Source organism: Thalassobaculum fulvum (assembly GCF_014652915.1).
GTDB lineage: Bacteria > Pseudomonadota > Alphaproteobacteria > Thalassobaculales > Thalassobaculaceae > Thalassobaculum_A > Thalassobaculum_A fulvum.
The window spans coordinates 320,323-335,928 of the sequence record NZ_BMZS01000006.1 but is presented as its reverse complement, the minus strand read 5'-3'; the positions used below and the strand labels follow the sequence as shown (position 1 = coordinate 335,928).

Sequence of the window (15,606 nt, the reverse complement as noted above, 5' to 3'; positions counted from 1 at the left end):
GCTCCGTCACAATCCTGGGATAGCGATGCGGTCGACCGTCCGATCTGCTAGATTTCCCGCGGGTGAGGACGACGGGCGGGGATCGGCGGGCCGGCGGCGACCAACCGGCAAAGGGACGTGACGCAGAATGCGGTGGCTCCTGGGACTCCTGGCGACGGTGTTCATCCTGGCGATCGCCGGTGCGGGCGCGGTCCTGTACGGCTTCTATCACTTCGGCAAGGGCCTGCCGGACTACGACTACCTGGCCGACTACGAGCCGCCGGTGGTCACCCGGGTGCACGCCGGCGACGGCCGCCTACTGGCCGAGTACGCCCGCAACGAGCGGGTGTTCGTCCCGATCGAGGCGATCCCGAAGCGGGTGATCAAGGCGTTCCTGGCGGCCGAGGACAAGAACTTCTACGAGCATCCCGGCGTCGACTTCGTGAGCCTGGCCTCGGCGATCGTCATCAACATCCGCAACTACGGAACCGGCCGCCGCCCGGTCGGGGCTTCGACGATCACCCAGCAGGTCGCGAAGAACTTCCTGCTGACCAACGAGGTCTCGCTCGACCGCAAGGCCAAGGAAGCGATCCTGGCCTTCCGGATCGAGCGGTCGCTCAGCAAGGACCGGATCCTTGAGCTGTACCTCAACGAGATCTACCTCGGGTACGGGTCCTACGGCGTGGCGGCGGCGGCCCTGAACTACTTCGACAAGCCGCTGTCGGCCCTGACGATCGGCGAGGCGGCGTTCCTCGCCGCGCTGCCCAAGGCGCCCAACAACTACCACCCGGTCCGCCGCCACAAGGCCGCGGTCGAGCGTCGCAACTGGGTGATCGAGCAGATGCGCCGCAACGGTTTCGTCAGCCAGGCCGAAGCCGATACCGCCGTGAACGAGCCGCTGGTCAGCCACGGCAACACGGCGAGCGACGTGGCGTCGGCGGACTATTTCGCCGAGGAGGTGCGCCGCGACCTGCTCCGGCGGTTCGGCGAGACCGCGCTCTACGAGGGCGGCCTGTCGGTCCGCACCAGCATCGACCCGCACCTGCAGGTGATCGCCGAGAACGCGCTGCGGCAGGGCCTCGAGGAGTACGACCGCCGGCACGGCTGGCGGGGGCCGGTCGCGACCGTGCCGGTGCAGCCCGGGTGGGGCGATGCGCTCGCCAAGGTCGAGCCCCCGAAGGGGCTCGGGGCGTGGAGGCTGGCGCTGGTCCTGAAGTCGGACGGCAAGGAGGCAAGGATCGGCTTCGCCGACGGCTCGCTTGCGAGCATTCCGTACGCCGGAATGAAGTGGGCCCGGACCTGGCTGGAGGACCAGCGTTTCGGACCGGCCCCCAGGTCGGTCGACGAGGTGCTGAAGCCGGGCGACGTGGTGCCGGTCGAGCCGGTCACCGTCGACGAGGACGGCAAGGAGGTGGCGCCCGGCAGCTACGCGCTGCGCCAGATCCCGGACGTCGGCGGCGCCATCGTCGCGCTCGACCCGCACACCGGCCGGGTGCTGGCGATGAGTGGCGGCTACGACGCCAAGATGAGCGAGTTCAACCGCGCCACCCAGGCCAAGCGGCAGCCAGGCTCGGCGTTCAAGCCGTTCGTCTACCTGGCGGCCCTTGACTCCGGCTACGCCCCGAACACGCAGATCCTCGACGCGCCGTTCGTGATCGACCAGGGCGCCGGCCTCGGCAAGTGGAAGCCGGCGAACTACACCAACAAGTTCTACGGCCCGACCCCGATGCGGATCGGCATCGAGCATTCGCGCAACCTGATGACCGTGCGGCTGGCCCAGACCATCGGCATGGAGAAGGTGGTCGATTACGCCGAGCGGTTCGGCGTGGTCGAGGGCATGCAGCCGCACCTGTCCTACTCGCTGGGCGCCGGCGAGACCACGCTGCTGCAGATGACCGCGGCCTACGGCATGCTGGTGAACGGCGGCAAGAAGATCGAGCCGAGCCTGATCGACCGCGTCGTCGACCGGCACGGCCGGACCCTGTGGAAGCACGACGACCGCCCGTGCGAGGGCTGCGGCGAGCCGGCCTGGAACGGCGGGCCGCCGCCGGCGATCCCGGATACCCGGGCGCAGCTGGTCGACCCGGCCTCGGCCTTCCAGGTGGTCTCGATGCTGGAGGGCGTCGTGCAGCGCGGCACCGGGCGGCGGATCGCCGAGCTGGGGCGGCCGCTGGCCGGCAAGACCGGCACCACCAACGACAACGTCGACACCTGGTTCGTCGGGTTCTCGCCGAACCTGGCGGTCGGGGTGTTCGTCGGCTTCGACCAGCCCCGGACGCTCGGTGCGCACGACACCGGCTCCAGCGTCGCCGCGCCGATCTTCAAGCTGTTCATGGGCGAGGCGCTGAAGGACCGGCCGATCGTGGATTTCCGGATCCCGCCCGGGATCCGGCTGGTGTGGGTCGACCACGACACCGGCATGCGCGCCGCCCCGGGGGCGCGCGGCGCGATCCTGGAGGCGTTCAAGCCGGGCACCGAGCCGACCGGCGTGCCGGCGGTCCTGGACGGCGGCGTGCCGGTCGCCGGGGGCGGCGGCGAGGCGAGCGTCGGCACCGCTCCGCGGCCGCCTGTTGCGACCGGCGGTTCCGGCCTCTATTAAGGCGTCCCTGACCAACCCGCGTGACGGAGAGCGCCATGCGCGCGGAAACCACCGCGACCGCCGAAGAGATCAAGCAGTCGATCGAGCTGCTGAGGAGGCATCTTTGACTGGGATGCCGCGGTTACCCGACTGTCCGAACTCGATGCGCTGACCCAGGACCAGTCGCTCTGGGACGACCCTGACCGGGCGCAGAAGCTGATGCAGGAGCGGACGCGCCTGGAGAAGCAGCTGGGCGAGGTCAAGGCCATGACCCAGGGCTTCGACGACGCGCTCGCGCTGATCGAGCTCGGCGAGGCCGAGGGCGACGATGCCATCGTGGCCGAGGCCGAGAAGGATCTCGAGGCGATCCGCGCCAAGGCCGAGAAGATGCAGATCGAGAGCCTGCTCTCGGGCGAGGCCGACGCCAACGACTGCTATCTCGAAGTGCACGCCGGCGCCGGCGGCACCGAGGCCCAGGACTGGGCCGAGATGCTGCTGCGTATGTACACCCGCTGGGCCGAGCGGCACGGCTACAAGGTCGAGTGGCTGGAAGAGAGCCAGGGCGAGGAGGCCGGCCTGAAGTCGGCGACCGTCAAGATCACCGGCCACAACGCCTATGGCTGGCTGAAGACCGAGAGCGGCGTGCACCGGCTGGTCCGGATCTCGCCATACGACAGCCAGGCCCGCCGGCACACCAGCTTCTCCAGCGCCTGGGTGTATCCGGTGATCGACGACTCGATCGACATCGTGATCGAGGACAAGGACCTCAAGATCGACACCTACCGCGCGTCGGGCGCCGGCGGCCAGCACGTCAACCGGACCGACTCGGCGGTGCGCATCACCCACATGCCCAGCGGCATCGTCGTGCAGTGCCAGAACGACCGGTCGCAGCACCGCAACCGCGACACCGCCATGAACATGCTGAAGGCCCGGCTGTACGAGGCCGAACTGCAGCGGCGGGAAGAGGCGGCGGCGGCGACCGAGGCCACCAAGTCCGACATCGGCTGGGGCCACCAGATCCGGTCCTACGTGCTGCAGCCCTACCAGATGGTCAAGGACCTGCGCACCAGCGTCGAGTCGGGCAACCCGACCGCGGTGCTGGACGGCGACATCGACGACTTTCTGGAAGCGTCGCTGGCGTCGAAGGTCGGCATGACCCGCGACGGTGACTCGGCCGCGGCGTCGTAGCCCCGAGCCGCATGGCGATCCTGCGAGAGGCCGGGCCCTGTGCCCGGCCTTTTTCGTCGGCGACGGGCAGGTTCCGAGTCGCCTCGCGATCGCTCGCTCCGGCCCGGCACGGGGGGATCGGTCACGGCCGGAGAAAGGCTCGCCGGGCCGGCTTTCCCGCGGGTCGCGCAATCCCATCTCGGCCAAAATCAAGTGGTGTATGATCATGCTTTCTACAAAACCTTGTGGGGAGTTTGGTCATGACCAGCCATCTCGAACTTGCTCAGCGCTACATGACGGAGTCGATCGGCCTGCTGCAGCGCTCCGGCTACCGGCTTTCCCTGAACTTCGACCTCAGCGGCTGGGCGGCGCTGCTGCGTTCCGCCCCGAAGATCGGCATCGTCAATCCCACCTTCGACCCGGCCCACAGCGACCTGAAGCCGAACGAGGCGTTCTGGCTGCAGCTCAACGACGACGTGGGGGTGGCGGCCTGCATCGCCGACCGGCTGTTCACCACCGACGACTTCATCGCCCGGGAGATCGCGACCGGCCATGTCTGGTATGCGCACCCGGGCGAGGGCGATCAGCCCGAGATGCTGCCGTCCCTGCCGGTCGGCCGCTACGCCGGCCGGGTCGGGCATGCCGGCGGCCTGTGGGTGCACCCGCGACGCCGGAAGGACGGCCTGTCCTGGCTGCTGCCGCGGCTGGTCCGGGCGCTCTCGATCATCAACTGGAGCGTCGACCGGCACTGCGGGCTGGTGTTCGAAGGCATCCACGACTCCGGCCTGTCGGCCCAGGCCTACGGGTTCCCGGAGTCGCACATGGTGGTCGAGGGCTATTTTCCACCGGTTCGCGGCAACGCGCGGGTGTTCGTCATCCACATCGACCGGGAGCAGATCGCCGCCCAGTTCGAGGAGGACCTAATCCGGATGACAGACGGCGACTGCCAGATGCGTGACGTTGCGACCATCGTCGGTCAGCGGGTACACGAGCCGGTGGTACGTCCCCGCGTAGTCCAGGTGGGTGGTGGCGATGCGTGACAGGGCCGGGGTGCCCGAGGCCTTCACCATCGAGTAGGAGTCCTGGACGAAGGAACGATAGCCGGGGCAGGGGATCTCTCCGAGGCGGCGACCGGTGAAGTCCGCCGCCTCGGCCACTTTCGCGCGGAAGCCGTAACTCTGGAAGAAGAACCGGTCGGGGGCGTCGGACTGTACGTCGACGATGTGCATGTAGCCGATCAGCTCGGCCAGCAACGCGTCCGTCAGCAGGACCTGGTTCTCGTAGAGCAGCGGTCCGCGGCGGCGGTCCTCCCAGGTCCGGAACAGCCGGATCAACGGCGTGTCGGGCCCGACCACGAAGCCGTCGGTGCCCATGAACCGCGCCCGGGTCACCTCTCCCAGACCCGAGTAGACACGCACCGACATAGGCCTCACCAGTCGAACAGCACCACCACGACCTGATGGGGATGACCGAACGGCAGCACCAGCGAATTCACGGACTGGTCGAGGCCCCATTCGTGGGTGAAGGCGATCGGCGTCGCTAGGCTCACCACTCGGAGGGTTTCGGCCGCGATCGCCTCGTGCGTCCGCGTCAAGTCGTTCCCCACGAGGATCGCCTCGTCCCACACCGTCGATCCGGACCGGGCAAACACGACGCTGCGATCGTTCACGATCTCTCGCATATCGAGGATACAGGCTTCGCGATCTTCCGGCGACCGTTTATGCAGCAGGTCGAACCAGGTCGCCAACGCCGCCTGCAGGCTCTGTCCGGCAGCTCCCATCCGCAGGAAGCTCATGCGGACCGACTCGACCCGCCGGAGAGGAACGACATTCGAAGGCATATCTGGATCGATCCCGACTGATGACCAGCGTTGGTTGTATACACGGTCGTTCGATGTCCGTCGAATCTCAATTGCGGCGAGCGGAAAGTTCCGCCGCCGAGAATGGGGTGGGCAGTGCGCGCGATCGTTGCGTTTCCCGCCTCAGGGCAGGGCCATCCGGATCATGCCGCCGTCGACCGGGACCTGGGTGCCGGTGATGTAGCCGGCGATCTCCGACGACAGGAACACCGCCAGCGCCGCCAGTTCCTCGGGTTCGCCGAACCGGCCCATCGGGATCCGCTGCTCGATCTCGGCCTGCCGTGCCTGATCGGTCGGGAACAGGCGCTCGACGATCTGCGGCGTGTTGATTCGGCCGGGCGCGATGCAGTTCACGGTGATGCCGTGCGGCGCGAGCTGGGCCGACAGGCTGCGCGACCAGCTCCACAGCGCCGCCTTCGCCGGCCCCGCGGCGTTGACGCCCGGTTGCGTCAGCGCCCCGGTCAGGGTGACGATCCGGCCCCACCCGGCAGCCTTCATGGCCGGCACCAGGCCGTCGGTGATCCGGCGGGCGGCCGTGAAGTTGAGCGCGAACGACTCCGCCCACCACTCGTCCTCGGTCAGGCCGGCGTTGGCGGAGTCCCGGGGCCGCGAGGCGCCGGCGTTGTTGATCAGGATGTCGACGGGGCCCAGTTGCCGAAGGGTTGCGTCGACTGCGCTTGCGGCTCCATCGGCGGACGCGATGTCGGCGATGACGACGACGGGGCGAGGCGCCCCGGTCGCGGCGATCTCGTCGGCGAGGGCGTTCAGCTTGGCCTCGTTGCGCGCGGAGACGGCGAGGTGCACGCCTTCGGCGGCCAGCCCCAGGGCGATAGCGCGCCCGATCCCCGTGCTCGCTCCGGTCACGAGCGCGCGACGGCCGGCGATCTTCAGGTCCATGGCATCCTCCTGTAGCGGTTCGGCGAGAAGCTAATTGTCCTCCGGCGCGGCACCAACCGGCGGCGCGGCACGACAGCCATCGCCGGTCGACGCGATGCCGACCTGCCCGGGCTCAGGTGCCGGCCAGCGAGTACCGGCCGAGCAAGGTCTCCTCGAGCGCCGGGTAACGGGTCTCCAGCACCAACCGCAATTCGTCGATCGGCCAGGTCAGGGCCGGGCCGTCGAGCCAAGTGCCGAGCGGAGCCACCGATGGCTCCGCGACCGGCTCCGCCAGCCGGGCGACGGTCGCGTGCGTAGTGGTGGCCCGAAACACCGGGGCGATGCCCGCGATGGCGAACTCGACCCGGTCGCGGATCGCTTCCAGCCGCGGATCCGGCTCCGCCTGGACGATCACCGCGTCGCCGCGCAGTCCGGCTCGGTCGAAGGCCAGCGTGAACGGCGCGGTATCGCGCGCCGTCGCCTCGAGCGCAGCGCGCACCGGATGTTCGAGGCTGGCCCAGACGGTCTCCGGCGGCGTCGGGTAGACCGCCCGGACGTAGACGATCGAGAACACCGTCAGGTGAAGCGTCTCGGCCGGCGCGAAGTGCATGGCCAGGCCGGTCGCTGCCGCCATCCGCGCCCGCAGATCGACCAGCGCGGCACGGGTGGCGTCCGGCGGCCGGATCTGCAGGTTCACGGCATAGCAGGCGGCGCCGAACGGCAGCTCCCGCGTCGGCGGCCGACCCGCCGGCATCGCCGTCAGGCCCTGGGGAAGTTCTCGCCCAGGTCCCAGAACAGTCCGGTCGCCATGCGCAGCCCGTCGCGCATCAGCGGCGCCAGAACGTGCTCGTCCGGGGCGTGCTGGGAGCAGCCGGGATAGCTGTGCGGCACCCAGATGGTCGGCATGCCGAGCAGGTCGAGGAAGATGTCGTTGGGCAGCGAGCCGCCGGAGTTCGGGATCACCCCCGGCTTGACGCCGAGGGTCTTCTCGATCGAGCGCTGCGCCCAACCGACCGCCGGATGGTCGGGATCGAGCCGCGAGGCCCGCATGATCTCCTGGCGCATGCCGTCGATCTCGATGCCTTCGTAGCCCTGGTCGGCCAGGTGCTTGCGGATCGCCGGCAGGAAGGTGTCGGGGTCGGTGTCGACCACGAAGCGGATCTGGCAGACCGCCTCGGCGAACGGCGGCACGGCGTTCTGCGGCTTGTCGGGGTTGCCGCTGATGAACGACAGCACCTCGAAGGTGTTCCAGCCGAACACCTTCTCGGCCGCGGTGAAGCCGCGCTCGCCCCACCACGGGTCGATCGCCGGATCGTCCGGTCCCGGCACCACCTCGATGTTGCCGAGCGCGGCGCGCACCGAGTTCGGCATCCGCTCCGGCTTGATCGCCTGCAGCTTCACGTGGCCGTCGCGGTCGATGATCGAGGTGATGGCGTGCATCAGCACCACGGCCGGGTTGGCCAGCAGCCCGCCCCAGTTGCCGGAGTGGTGACCGCCCTCGCGGTACTCCAGGCGCAGCCGGAAGTTCATCACCCCGCGGGTGCCGAGCTTCATGTCCGGCAGCTCGGCGCGCAGGCGCGGCCCGTCGGAGGCGATCAGCAGGTCGGCCCGCAGCGCGTCCTTGTGGGCCGTGCAGAACTCGCGCAGCCCCGGCGAGCCCATCTCCTCGGCCATCTCGATCAGGAAGGTGACGTTGTAGCCGAGCCGGCCCCGGGTCTCGAGGACGTGGCGCAGCGCTTCCATGTTGATGGCGTGCTGGCCCTTGTTGTCGGCGGTGCCGCGGCCGTACCAGCGCTCGCCCCAGCGCTCGTCGGCGGCGACGTCCAGCGTCCACGGGTCGCGGCCCTGCTTCCAGCGCCCCTCCTCGCCGGGGACGGTGTCGCCGTGGCCGTAGCAGAACAGGGTCGGCAGCGCCGGGTCCTCGACCCGCTTGGCCACCAGGAACAGCGCGCGCGGCAGCGCCGGGTTGGCGTGGATCGCGACCTCGAAGCCCATGGCCTCGAAGCGCGGCGCCATCAGCTCTTCCAGATAGGCCCGCAGGTCCTTGCCGTGCTCCTCCTCGCGGGACGAGCTCTGGACCGCCACCCGGGCGGCCAGTTCGTCGCGGAAGCCGCCGGAATCGAAATACCGCTCAACCGCCTCGATCGCCGCCTCGCGGGTGCCCATGGCCTTCTCCTCGCTGCCTGACTGCCGGGGCGGATCGCGGCCGCCAGCGCGCCCGCGGCCCCGATGGGATCACAGGCCGCGACAGTGCCGAAATCCGGCGGCGGAGGGAAGCCCGGATGCGCCCGCCCGTGACCTTGGCCCGGGCGGGCGCGAAGCCGGTCGGTGCGACCGGGCGGTCAGTGCGACATGAGGGTCAGTGCGACATGAACAGCGGCACGGTCATCGAGCGGAACATCTCGCGGGTCACGCCGCCCAGCACCATCTCGCGCAGCCGGGCGTGCCCGTAGGCGCCCATCACCACCATGTCGACGCCCTCGTCGGAGATCCGCGACAGGATGACGTCGGCCACCGACAGGTCGCGCTGGGTGTACACCTTGACGTCGACCTTCACCCCGTGGCGGGCCAGGTGGGTGCCGATGTCGGCGCCTGGCTCGGCGCCGTGCGCCGAGGCGCCGCGCTTCGGGTTGACGATCAGCACCACGACCTGGTCGGCCGCCTCCAGCAGCGGCATCGCGTCGTTGACGGCGCGGGCGGCCTCGCGGCCGGCGTCCCAGGCGACGACGATCTTCTTGCCGGGCTCCTGCATGACGCCGATGTACGGGATCATCAGCACCGGCCGGCCGCAGGCCAGGATCACGTCCTCGCTGAGCTCCGGGTCGGCCGACATCGGGTCGTCGGGGTCGGACTGCCCGAGGATCGCCAGGTCGGCGTAGCGGCTGTGGCGCGAGATCAGGTCGGCCAGCGGCTCCTGCGCCAGCTCCTTGCGGAATTCGTAGGAGATGCCGGCGGCCTTGGCCTTCTTCTCGAAGGTCGCGCCGATCTCGTCCAGGCCCTCCATCAGCGCGGCACGGGCCTGCTCGAACACCGCGGCCGGGATCTGGGCTTCGACGTAGGACGGGACCGACGGGGTCGGGGCGGCCGCCAGCGCCGTGAGGTGGGCGCCGTGCTTGGCCGCCAGGGCGACCGCGGCGTCCGCGCGCTTGGCAGACGACTTGGAGGGGTCCAGGTGGACCAGAAGGTTCTTGTAAGCCATTGAGCTCTCCCTTGTCTCGCGGACCCTGTCCGTCGGCCGCTAAGCAATCACCTTGCGTGGGAGAGTAGCATTGACATGAATCAGTGGGGGAGGGGCGGAACCGCCGGGCTGCTATGGTCCGCGACGCCGCTCCCGCGAGCCGTCGACGAAGGAGGCCACCGTCCATGCAACCCTGCCCCTGCGGTTCCGGCGCCAGCCTGGCGGCGTGCTGCGGGCCGATCCTCGCCGGTGCCCCGGCCCCGACCGCCGAGGCGCTGATGCGCTCGCGCTACACCGCCTACGTCCTGCAGGACCTCGACCACATCGAGCGGACCCAGGCCGCCGAGACGCGGCTCGGGTTCGACCGGCGGCGGGCCGAGAGCACGGCCCGGGCGGTCGAGTGGACGGGCCTGGAGATCCTGGCGACCAGCGGCGGCGGCGCCGCCGACGAGGCCGGCACCGTCGAGTTCGCGGCACATCACCGGGAGGGCGGCCGGTCGCACGTGCTCCGCGAGGTCTCCCGGTTCCGGCGCGAGCGGGGCCGCTGGGTCTACGTCGACGGGCAGGTCAGCGTCGTGGACCAGCCGCGCCGGGCCGCCAAGGTCGGCCGCAACGACCCGTGCCCTTGCGGGTCGGGGAAGAAATACAAGAAGTGCTGCGGGGCGTGAGCGGCGTGGATGCGGTCAGGCGGCGACCGTCAGGTGCCCCGGCTTGTCGTCCGAGGCGGCGTCGCCGGCCCGCTCGATCCGGACGGTCACGTCGAGCCCGAGCAGCGTGGTGAACCGCACCAGCCGGTCCAGGCTGTAGCTCGACCAGTGGCCGCGCAGCAGGGTCGACAGTTTCGGCTGCGGCAGGCCGATGATTGTCCCGGCCTCGCGCTGCGACAGGCCGCGGCGCTCGATCTCGTCGGCGATGGTCTGCACCATCCGCGCCTTCGCCAGCTCCAGCTCGGCATTCGCGAAGCCGAGGTCGGCGAACACGTTGCCGCTGGAGGCGGTGACGGTCGTGTCAGATCGGGGGCGCATACGGGATAAGGTACACGATCGGGATCGGTGGAGCCGAGGAGGATCGTTGCGCTCTACCACTTTCCCTCTCTTTCAACCGATATCAGATGGTTAGGAGTCCTCGCGTCTGCTGATTTGCGGCTTTGCTGTACCTCGGATGTACCCGGGGCTGTACCTCGACTCCTGAGGTTTGCAGGTCGCCGTCTGCTCCGAAAACCCTTGGTCTCCGTGCGAACCGTATGTCTCGGCGTGGCCGCCGTGTGCATCGGCAGGCGAGGTGGTGCATCCTTCTGCGTCTCACGCATTATCATCGGCCTGGCCGAACGAGATTTTGCTATGATTGATCAAAATTTGCGCCTGGCACATTTTTTCATTGACCAGGCGTCATATATTGTCCATTTTTCGAGCATGTGCTCGGATGGTCCGGGCCAATTTCTGAAGGAGTTGCCGGATGTCTCCGAGTGATGTCGAGGTCAATAGCTCTATTGCGCCCGAGCAGACGCTGGGCGACCTCTTCGGTGCCAGCGAGTCGCATGGCGAGCCGTTCCGGGTGATGCTGGGCCGCAATCTTGGTCACACCACGCTCAATATGACGCTGCCAATGCATCGGTTCTTTGACCTGTCCGAGGTCGCGAACGAGAGGGCGATTGCCGAGCGAGGCGGTGATAGCTCCGAGGTGGCGCAACGGAAGCTGGACATGAGCCACGCCAAGGGGATCGCGACCTATCTACTGAAGGGCCTGGTGAAGCACGCGAAGATCATGCAGGTCGAGGCCGGCAATGGGATCAGCGAAGCGCATGAGCGGCTGGTCAACGATCTGGGGGATCAGCCATATCAGGGTATGGCCGGGATCGTGGCGAACATCCGGAATTGCCGGCCGAACGGAACGGACCTTCGGGTTCGCCAGGTGGACGGCAGTGGGACCATCGTGTTCTTGAATCAGTCGCACATTCTCTGGGTCGTCGACGGTCAGCACCGTCGAGCGGCCATGGACATCGTGTTCGACTTCTTGAAGTCAGTACTGAGCACGCACCGATACCCGAAGAAGGGGCTGTTCCTGCCGGCCCACAATTCGCTCGAGGTCTCGCCACAGGAGGCCGACGTCTGGGGACTTGCACTACAGGCTGCCAAGACATCCTGCACGGTCGACATTCAGGTGCACCTCGGGTTGACCGCCAAGCAAGAACGGCAGCTCTTCCACGACCTGAACAACCTCGCGAAGCCGGTCGAACGGAGCGTCGCGCAGAAATTCGATGCCGCGAATCCGGTCAATCAGTTCGTGTCCCGAGTTCTTGAGGGCGAGGGACTCATCCGCGCGACCGTCGTTGATCACGACACGGCTCACGTCTGGAACAGAAATGATGGGAGCATCTCGCGCAAGGATCTTGTTGCAGCCAATGCCATGCTCTTTGACGGCAAGTCCGATCCCAAGAAGGTCATGGCGACGAAGGTCAACAACCATGTCGAACTCGGCCGGCGGTTCTGGAGCGCCGTAAACAATCAGCCGCACTTCGGCGAGCCTGGATCGAACACGAAGACCATCCTGGCCGCGCCAGTTGTGCTGAAGGGGCTTTGCACGCTTGTGTACACCTTCCACGACTCGCGCGAGGCTGATCCGCAGCATCTGGAGCGGCTGCTGACTGCACTGGAGAACGGCGAGATCGACTTCGCGCACACCAATCCGATGTGGCGGGTCTTCGAGATGAGCAAGGCGGAGCGCGAAGCGGTCTGCCCCGGTATCAGTGCGGCGATTACCCCGCCGGAGAGCGGCTTCGCCAACTTGACTGTCGGCACGTGGGACGAAAAAGCCAAGGTCATGCGGTTCGCCAGTAACAGCCGGGATGTTGCCCGTCACCTCGGCGACATCATCAGGTGGAAGCTCAACTTCCCGATCCGGGCCGCCTTGAAGAAGATCTTCGATCAGATCGAGGAAAATCGAACCGAAGCGGCCTAATATCAGTACTCTGGCGGAAGGGACTGCAGGGAAATCTGCAGCCCCTTCTGCTTTTTGTTCGAGCGTTCCGATCAGTTCATCGGCGTTCAGGTGCGCGTGCCGGGCTGCCTCACTTGAGGTTCTATATCGGCCTTGATTCCATGGTCCGTATCAAACAGTAAACCAACGTCACTGACCGGTACGCGTCTGCGTTCCCGCCAGGGGCGCCACGGCTGATCGTCGCGGTTGACGCCGCCGCCGCTGCGCCGCACACCCTCCCCATGGACCGTACCTCCGACATCGCCACCGCCGCCCGCGCGGTGCTGCTGACCGCCGACGCCCGGGCCAAGGCCGAGGCCGGGCGCGCGGTCGCGGCGGCGTGGCGGGCCGGCGAACTCGCCATGCCCTTGGCCGTCGACCTGCCGGACCGCCCGGCGCGGCCGGACGCGCCGCCGCTGCTGCCGCCGCGTGCAGTGAAGAAGCGCAAGATCACCGCGGCCCCGGCCGGCCGGATCGCGCTGCTGCACGCGCTCGCCCATATCGAGCTGAACGCGGTCGACCTGTCGTGGGACGCGGTGGCGCGGTTCCCGGAGGCCGGCTTCCCGCGGGCCTATGTCGACGACTGGGTGCGGGTGGCCGACGAGGAGTCCAAGCACTTCCTGCTGCTGGCCGACCGGCTGGAGCGGCTCGGCTCGCGCTACGGCGATCTCCCGGCCCATGACGGGCTGTGGCAGGCGGCGGTCGAGACCATGGACGACCCGCTGGCCCGCCACGCCGTGGTGCCGCTGGTGCTGGAGGCGCGCGGCCTCGACGTGACGCCGGCGATGATCGCGAAACTGCGCGAGGTCGGGGACGACGCCTCGGCCGACATCCTGCAGGTCATCCACGACGACGAGATCGGCCACGTGGCGGTCGGCAAGCGCTGGTTCGACCATCTGTGCGCGGCGCGCGGGCTGGCGCCGGTCGCGACCTGGCAACAGATCGTGCGGGCCCGGTTCCGCGGCGGGGTCAAGCCGCCGTTCAACGTCCCGGCCCGCGAGGCCGCCGGGTTTTCGGCGGCGTTCTACGGTCCGCTCGGCGAGGAGTACGAGGCCGAGCAGCGGCGGCGCCGCGGCTGATCGCCGGTCAGGCGGTCGCGGCCCCCCGGACGATCCGCTCGGCCGGGAATTCCACATGGACCGCGGTGCCCTCGCCCTCGACGCTCTCGATCAGCAGCGCCGCGCCGTGCAGCTCGCTCAGCAACCGGACGATGTGCAGGCCCAGGCCGATGCCCTGACGGCGGCGGCTGACATGCGGGTCGCCCTGGACGAAAGGCTCGGTGATCCGGTGGATCCGGTCGGCGGGGATGCCGCGCCCGCGGTCGCGTACGCCGAGCGCCCAGCGGCCGTCCCCGCGGGGGCCCCACGAGACCACGATCTCGCTGCCGGGCTCGCTGAACTTGGCCGAGTTGCCGATCAGGTTGGTGGCGATCTGCGACAGCGCGCGGCGTTCGGCCCGCAGGCGCGGCGCATCGGCCGGGATGTCGAGGCGGATCGCATGGCGGCCGAGCGGCGTGTCGCGATCGTAGCCGAGGCAGATCTCGGACAGCAGCGGCCGGAGCTCGATGAGCTCCTCGTCGAGCTCGTAGCTGCCGCTCTCGATCTTCGAGACGTCGAGGATGTCGTTGATCAGGTCGACGAGCTGGGCGCCGCTCTTGCGGATCGCCTCGGTGTACTCGGCGTATTTCGGATTGCCGAGCGGGCCGAGGGTCTCGTGCCGCATCATGTCGCTGAAGCCGATGATCGCGTTCAGTGGCGTCCGCAGGTCGTGGCTCATCATCGACAGGAAGTCGGACTTGGCCTGGTTGGCCTGCTCGGCCGAGCGCCGGCTCTCGCGCGCGACCTCCAGGGCGTCCTGCAGGTCCAGGTAGGGCCGGCGCAGACTGCTGGCGACGATCGCCTGGAAGATCATCCAGAACGAGAACAGCTTGAAGACGTGACCGACCAGGTTGGCGAGCCCGTACGGGTCGTCATAGACGGTGAACGCCAGTTCGGCGGCGATCGTGAGCAGCACGGACGCGATCAGGATCGTCGCCTCCTCGCGATCCAGCAGCGTCCGGCGGTAGGTCAGGAGGGCGACGACCGCGGCGATCAGCACGGCGATGATCACGTACTCGCTGTAGATCTTGAAGGGGGTGAGCCCGGTACCCTCGACATAGGTGTCCGGCATGTGGCCCGACACCACCCAGGCGCCGAGGCCGACCGCGATCACCCCGTTCGCGGCGAACAGCCACTCCTTGCGTAACGCCCGGCCGGCGAGGATCGGCGCAAGCAACAGCAGAACGGATTCGAAATACCGGGTGACGATCCAGAACTGCGAGGTTGCGTTCGTGCCAGTGTAAGGAAGGATCGCCAAGCCCTTGTAGGTCAGGGCGTGCGCCAGATCGAGCACCGCGACCCAGAAGTACCCGCTGGCCAGGAACAGCAGGAACCGGTTCCGGCTGAAGTCGCTGGTATACCAGGAGAACGAGAACATCACCAAGGCGACCGAGATCGCGAAGAACTCCGCCAGGGTGTGGAACGTCAGAAAATCGAAATAGGCGATGACCAGCAGAATGCCGGTCAGGGCGATCGGAAAGCCCCAGAGCCGGGGATTCGCCAGGGGGTCGGCGGCCAGGCGCGAGCCGAGCGCGGCCGGGCGCGACCGGCTCGCGTCGCCGACAGTCGCTGCCCCCCAGCCCTGGTTCGGCGGCCCCGACGACGGTGGTTCGTCGCTGGCCGGCGATCCGAACGCCATGGTGGTTGGAAGGATCGCTCGTCGGGCTGTCATTTCGTGGCGAGTTTCGATTTCGAAGGGCCGGGCGAGAGGGCTCGACGATGATCGAGCGGGGATCTGTCGAGTTGCGCTGACCGTCGTCCCGAAGGCTTCTGAGCATCGCAATCGCCGTAAAAGTTAGATTTCCGAGAGTAAACAAAGCATGAAGGGCCGCGTGGTCGGGGCGCCGCCGGATCGATACTCCGTGCCGGACGACCGTCCAGCAGAACCGGCGATACC

14 protein-coding genes are annotated in these 15,606 nt (G+C 68.4%); 6 read left to right on the top strand and 8 right to left on the bottom strand.

Features of this window, described 5'->3' with window-relative positions; genetic code table 11:
• The first annotated feature begins 127 nt into the window (after positions 1-127).
• The 3 genes from IE246_RS14930 (at position 128) to IE246_RS14920 (ending at position 4,764) form a co-directional block, all read left to right on the top strand.
• A complete protein-coding gene (locus IE246_RS14930) occupies positions 128-2,578 on the top strand; it encodes a penicillin-binding protein 1A (RefSeq protein WP_189990964.1) in 2,451 nt (816 codons plus the stop codon).
• A gap of 35 nt (positions 2,579-2,613) precedes the next feature.
• Positions 2,614-3,745 (top strand): peptide chain release factor 2 gene (prfB, locus tag IE246_RS14925; RefSeq protein ID WP_189990962.1). Its coding sequence is split into 2 segments (ribosomal slippage): positions 2,614-2,682 and positions 2,684-3,745, totalling 1,131 coding nucleotides; the frame shifts between segments, so codons are not numbered across the junction.
• 239 nt (positions 3,746-3,984) lie between these two features.
• Positions 3,985-4,764, top strand: a complete 780-nt coding sequence (locus tag IE246_RS14920) for a hypothetical protein (RefSeq protein ID WP_189990960.1) — start codon at positions 3,985-3,987, stop codon at positions 4,762-4,764.
• On the opposite strand, the gene IE246_RS14915 is transcribed toward IE246_RS14920, so the two are convergent.
• From IE246_RS14915 to IE246_RS14890, 6 genes are all read right to left on the bottom strand, one after another.
• Positions 4,645-5,148, bottom strand: a complete 504-nt coding sequence (locus tag IE246_RS14915; protein ID WP_189990959.1) for a hypothetical protein — start codon at positions 5,146-5,148, stop codon at positions 4,645-4,647. The genes IE246_RS14920 and IE246_RS14915 overlap by 120 nt on opposite strands.
• A gap of 5 nt (positions 5,149-5,153) precedes the next feature.
• Positions 5,154-5,519 (bottom strand): hypothetical protein, encoded by a 366-nt coding sequence (locus IE246_RS14910; protein ID WP_189990957.1) that lies wholly within the window; start codon positions 5,517-5,519, stop codon positions 5,154-5,156.
• A 186-nt stretch (positions 5,520-5,705) separates the two neighbouring features.
• Positions 5,706-6,479: an SDR family NAD(P)-dependent oxidoreductase gene (locus tag IE246_RS14905; RefSeq protein WP_189990955.1), complete on the bottom strand. Its 774-nt coding sequence runs from the start codon at positions 6,477-6,479 to the stop codon at positions 5,706-5,708.
• Between the two features lie 112 nt (positions 6,480-6,591).
• Positions 6,592-7,212 (bottom strand): 2'-5' RNA ligase family protein, encoded by a 621-nt coding sequence (locus tag IE246_RS14900; RefSeq protein WP_189990952.1) that lies wholly within the window; start codon positions 7,210-7,212, stop codon positions 6,592-6,594.
• A gap of 5 nt (positions 7,213-7,217) precedes the next feature.
• Complete coding sequence (locus tag IE246_RS14895; RefSeq protein ID WP_189990950.1) at positions 7,218-8,624, bottom strand: M20/M25/M40 family metallo-hydrolase; 1,407 nt, start codon at positions 8,622-8,624, stop codon at positions 7,218-7,220.
• A gap of 193 nt (positions 8,625-8,817) precedes the next feature.
• Positions 8,818-9,657, bottom strand: a complete 840-nt coding sequence (locus IE246_RS14890; protein WP_189990948.1) for a universal stress protein — start codon at positions 9,655-9,657, stop codon at positions 8,818-8,820.
• 164 nt (positions 9,658-9,821) lie between these two features.
• Here IE246_RS14890 and IE246_RS14885 point away from each other — a divergent pair, with 164 nt between their 5' ends.
• On the top strand, positions 9,822-10,304 hold the full coding sequence (locus IE246_RS14885) for a YchJ family protein (protein WP_189990946.1): 483 nt from the start codon (positions 9,822-9,824) through the stop codon (positions 10,302-10,304).
• 15 nt (positions 10,305-10,319) lie between these two features.
• Here IE246_RS14885 and IE246_RS14880 read toward each other — a convergent pair whose 3' ends face one another.
• Positions 10,320-10,661, bottom strand: a complete 342-nt coding sequence (locus IE246_RS14880; RefSeq protein WP_189990945.1) for a helix-turn-helix domain-containing protein — start codon at positions 10,659-10,661, stop codon at positions 10,320-10,322.
• A 430-nt stretch (positions 10,662-11,091) separates the two neighbouring features.
• Between IE246_RS14880 and IE246_RS14875 the strand changes: the two genes are divergently transcribed.
• Both IE246_RS14875 and IE246_RS14870 read left to right on the top strand, forming a co-directional pair.
• The gene (locus tag IE246_RS14875; protein WP_189990943.1) at positions 11,092-12,594 is read left to right on the top strand and encodes a DNA sulfur modification protein DndB; all 1,503 of its coding nucleotides are present in this window, start codon (positions 11,092-11,094) and stop codon (positions 12,592-12,594) included.
• Between the two features lie 260 nt (positions 12,595-12,854).
• Positions 12,855-13,691 (top strand): ferritin-like domain-containing protein, encoded by an 837-nt coding sequence (locus IE246_RS14870; protein WP_189990941.1) that lies wholly within the window; start codon positions 12,855-12,857, stop codon positions 13,689-13,691.
• A gap of 7 nt (positions 13,692-13,698) precedes the next feature.
• Here IE246_RS14870 and IE246_RS14865 read toward each other — a convergent pair whose 3' ends face one another.
• Positions 13,699-15,348 carry a sensor histidine kinase gene (locus IE246_RS14865; RefSeq protein ID WP_189990939.1) on the bottom strand — a complete coding sequence of 550 codons (1,650 nt, stop codon included), beginning with the start codon at positions 15,346-15,348 and terminating at the stop codon, positions 13,699-13,701.
• Positions 15,349-15,606 lie beyond the last annotated feature (258 nt).

Coding starts and splice junctions, on each gene's coding strand:
- IE246_RS14930 (WP_189990964.1), top strand. CDS start 128: ATGCGGTGGCTCCTGGGACTCCTGGCGACGGTGTTCATCCTGGCGATC.
- IE246_RS14920 (WP_189990960.1), top strand. CDS start 3,985: ATGACCAGCCATCTCGAACTTGCTCAGCGCTACATGACGGAGTCGATC.
- IE246_RS14915 (WP_189990959.1), bottom strand. CDS start 5,148: ATGTCGGTGCGTGTCTACTCGGGTCTGGGAGAGGTGACCCGGGCGCGG.
- IE246_RS14910 (WP_189990957.1), bottom strand. CDS start 5,519: ATGAGCTTCCTGCGGATGGGAGCTGCCGGACAGAGCCTGCAGGCGGCG.
- IE246_RS14905 (WP_189990955.1), bottom strand. CDS start 6,479: ATGGACCTGAAGATCGCCGGCCGTCGCGCGCTCGTGACCGGAGCGAGC.
- IE246_RS14900 (WP_189990952.1), bottom strand. CDS start 7,212: ATGCCGGCGGGTCGGCCGCCGACGCGGGAGCTGCCGTTCGGCGCCGCC.
- IE246_RS14895 (WP_189990950.1), bottom strand. CDS start 8,624: ATGGGCACCCGCGAGGCGGCGATCGAGGCGGTTGAGCGGTATTTCGAT.
- IE246_RS14890 (WP_189990948.1), bottom strand. CDS start 9,657: ATGGCTTACAAGAACCTTCTGGTCCACCTGGACCCCTCCAAGTCGTCT.
- IE246_RS14885 (WP_189990946.1), top strand. CDS start 9,822: ATGCAACCCTGCCCCTGCGGTTCCGGCGCCAGCCTGGCGGCGTGCTGC.
- IE246_RS14880 (WP_189990945.1), bottom strand. CDS start 10,661: ATGCGCCCCCGATCTGACACGACCGTCACCGCCTCCAGCGGCAACGTG.
- IE246_RS14875 (WP_189990943.1), top strand. CDS start 11,092: ATGTCTCCGAGTGATGTCGAGGTCAATAGCTCTATTGCGCCCGAGCAG.
- IE246_RS14870 (WP_189990941.1), top strand. CDS start 12,855: ATGGACCGTACCTCCGACATCGCCACCGCCGCCCGCGCGGTGCTGCTG.
- IE246_RS14865 (WP_189990939.1), bottom strand. CDS start 15,348: ATGGCGTTCGGATCGCCGGCCAGCGACGAACCACCGTCGTCGGGGCCG.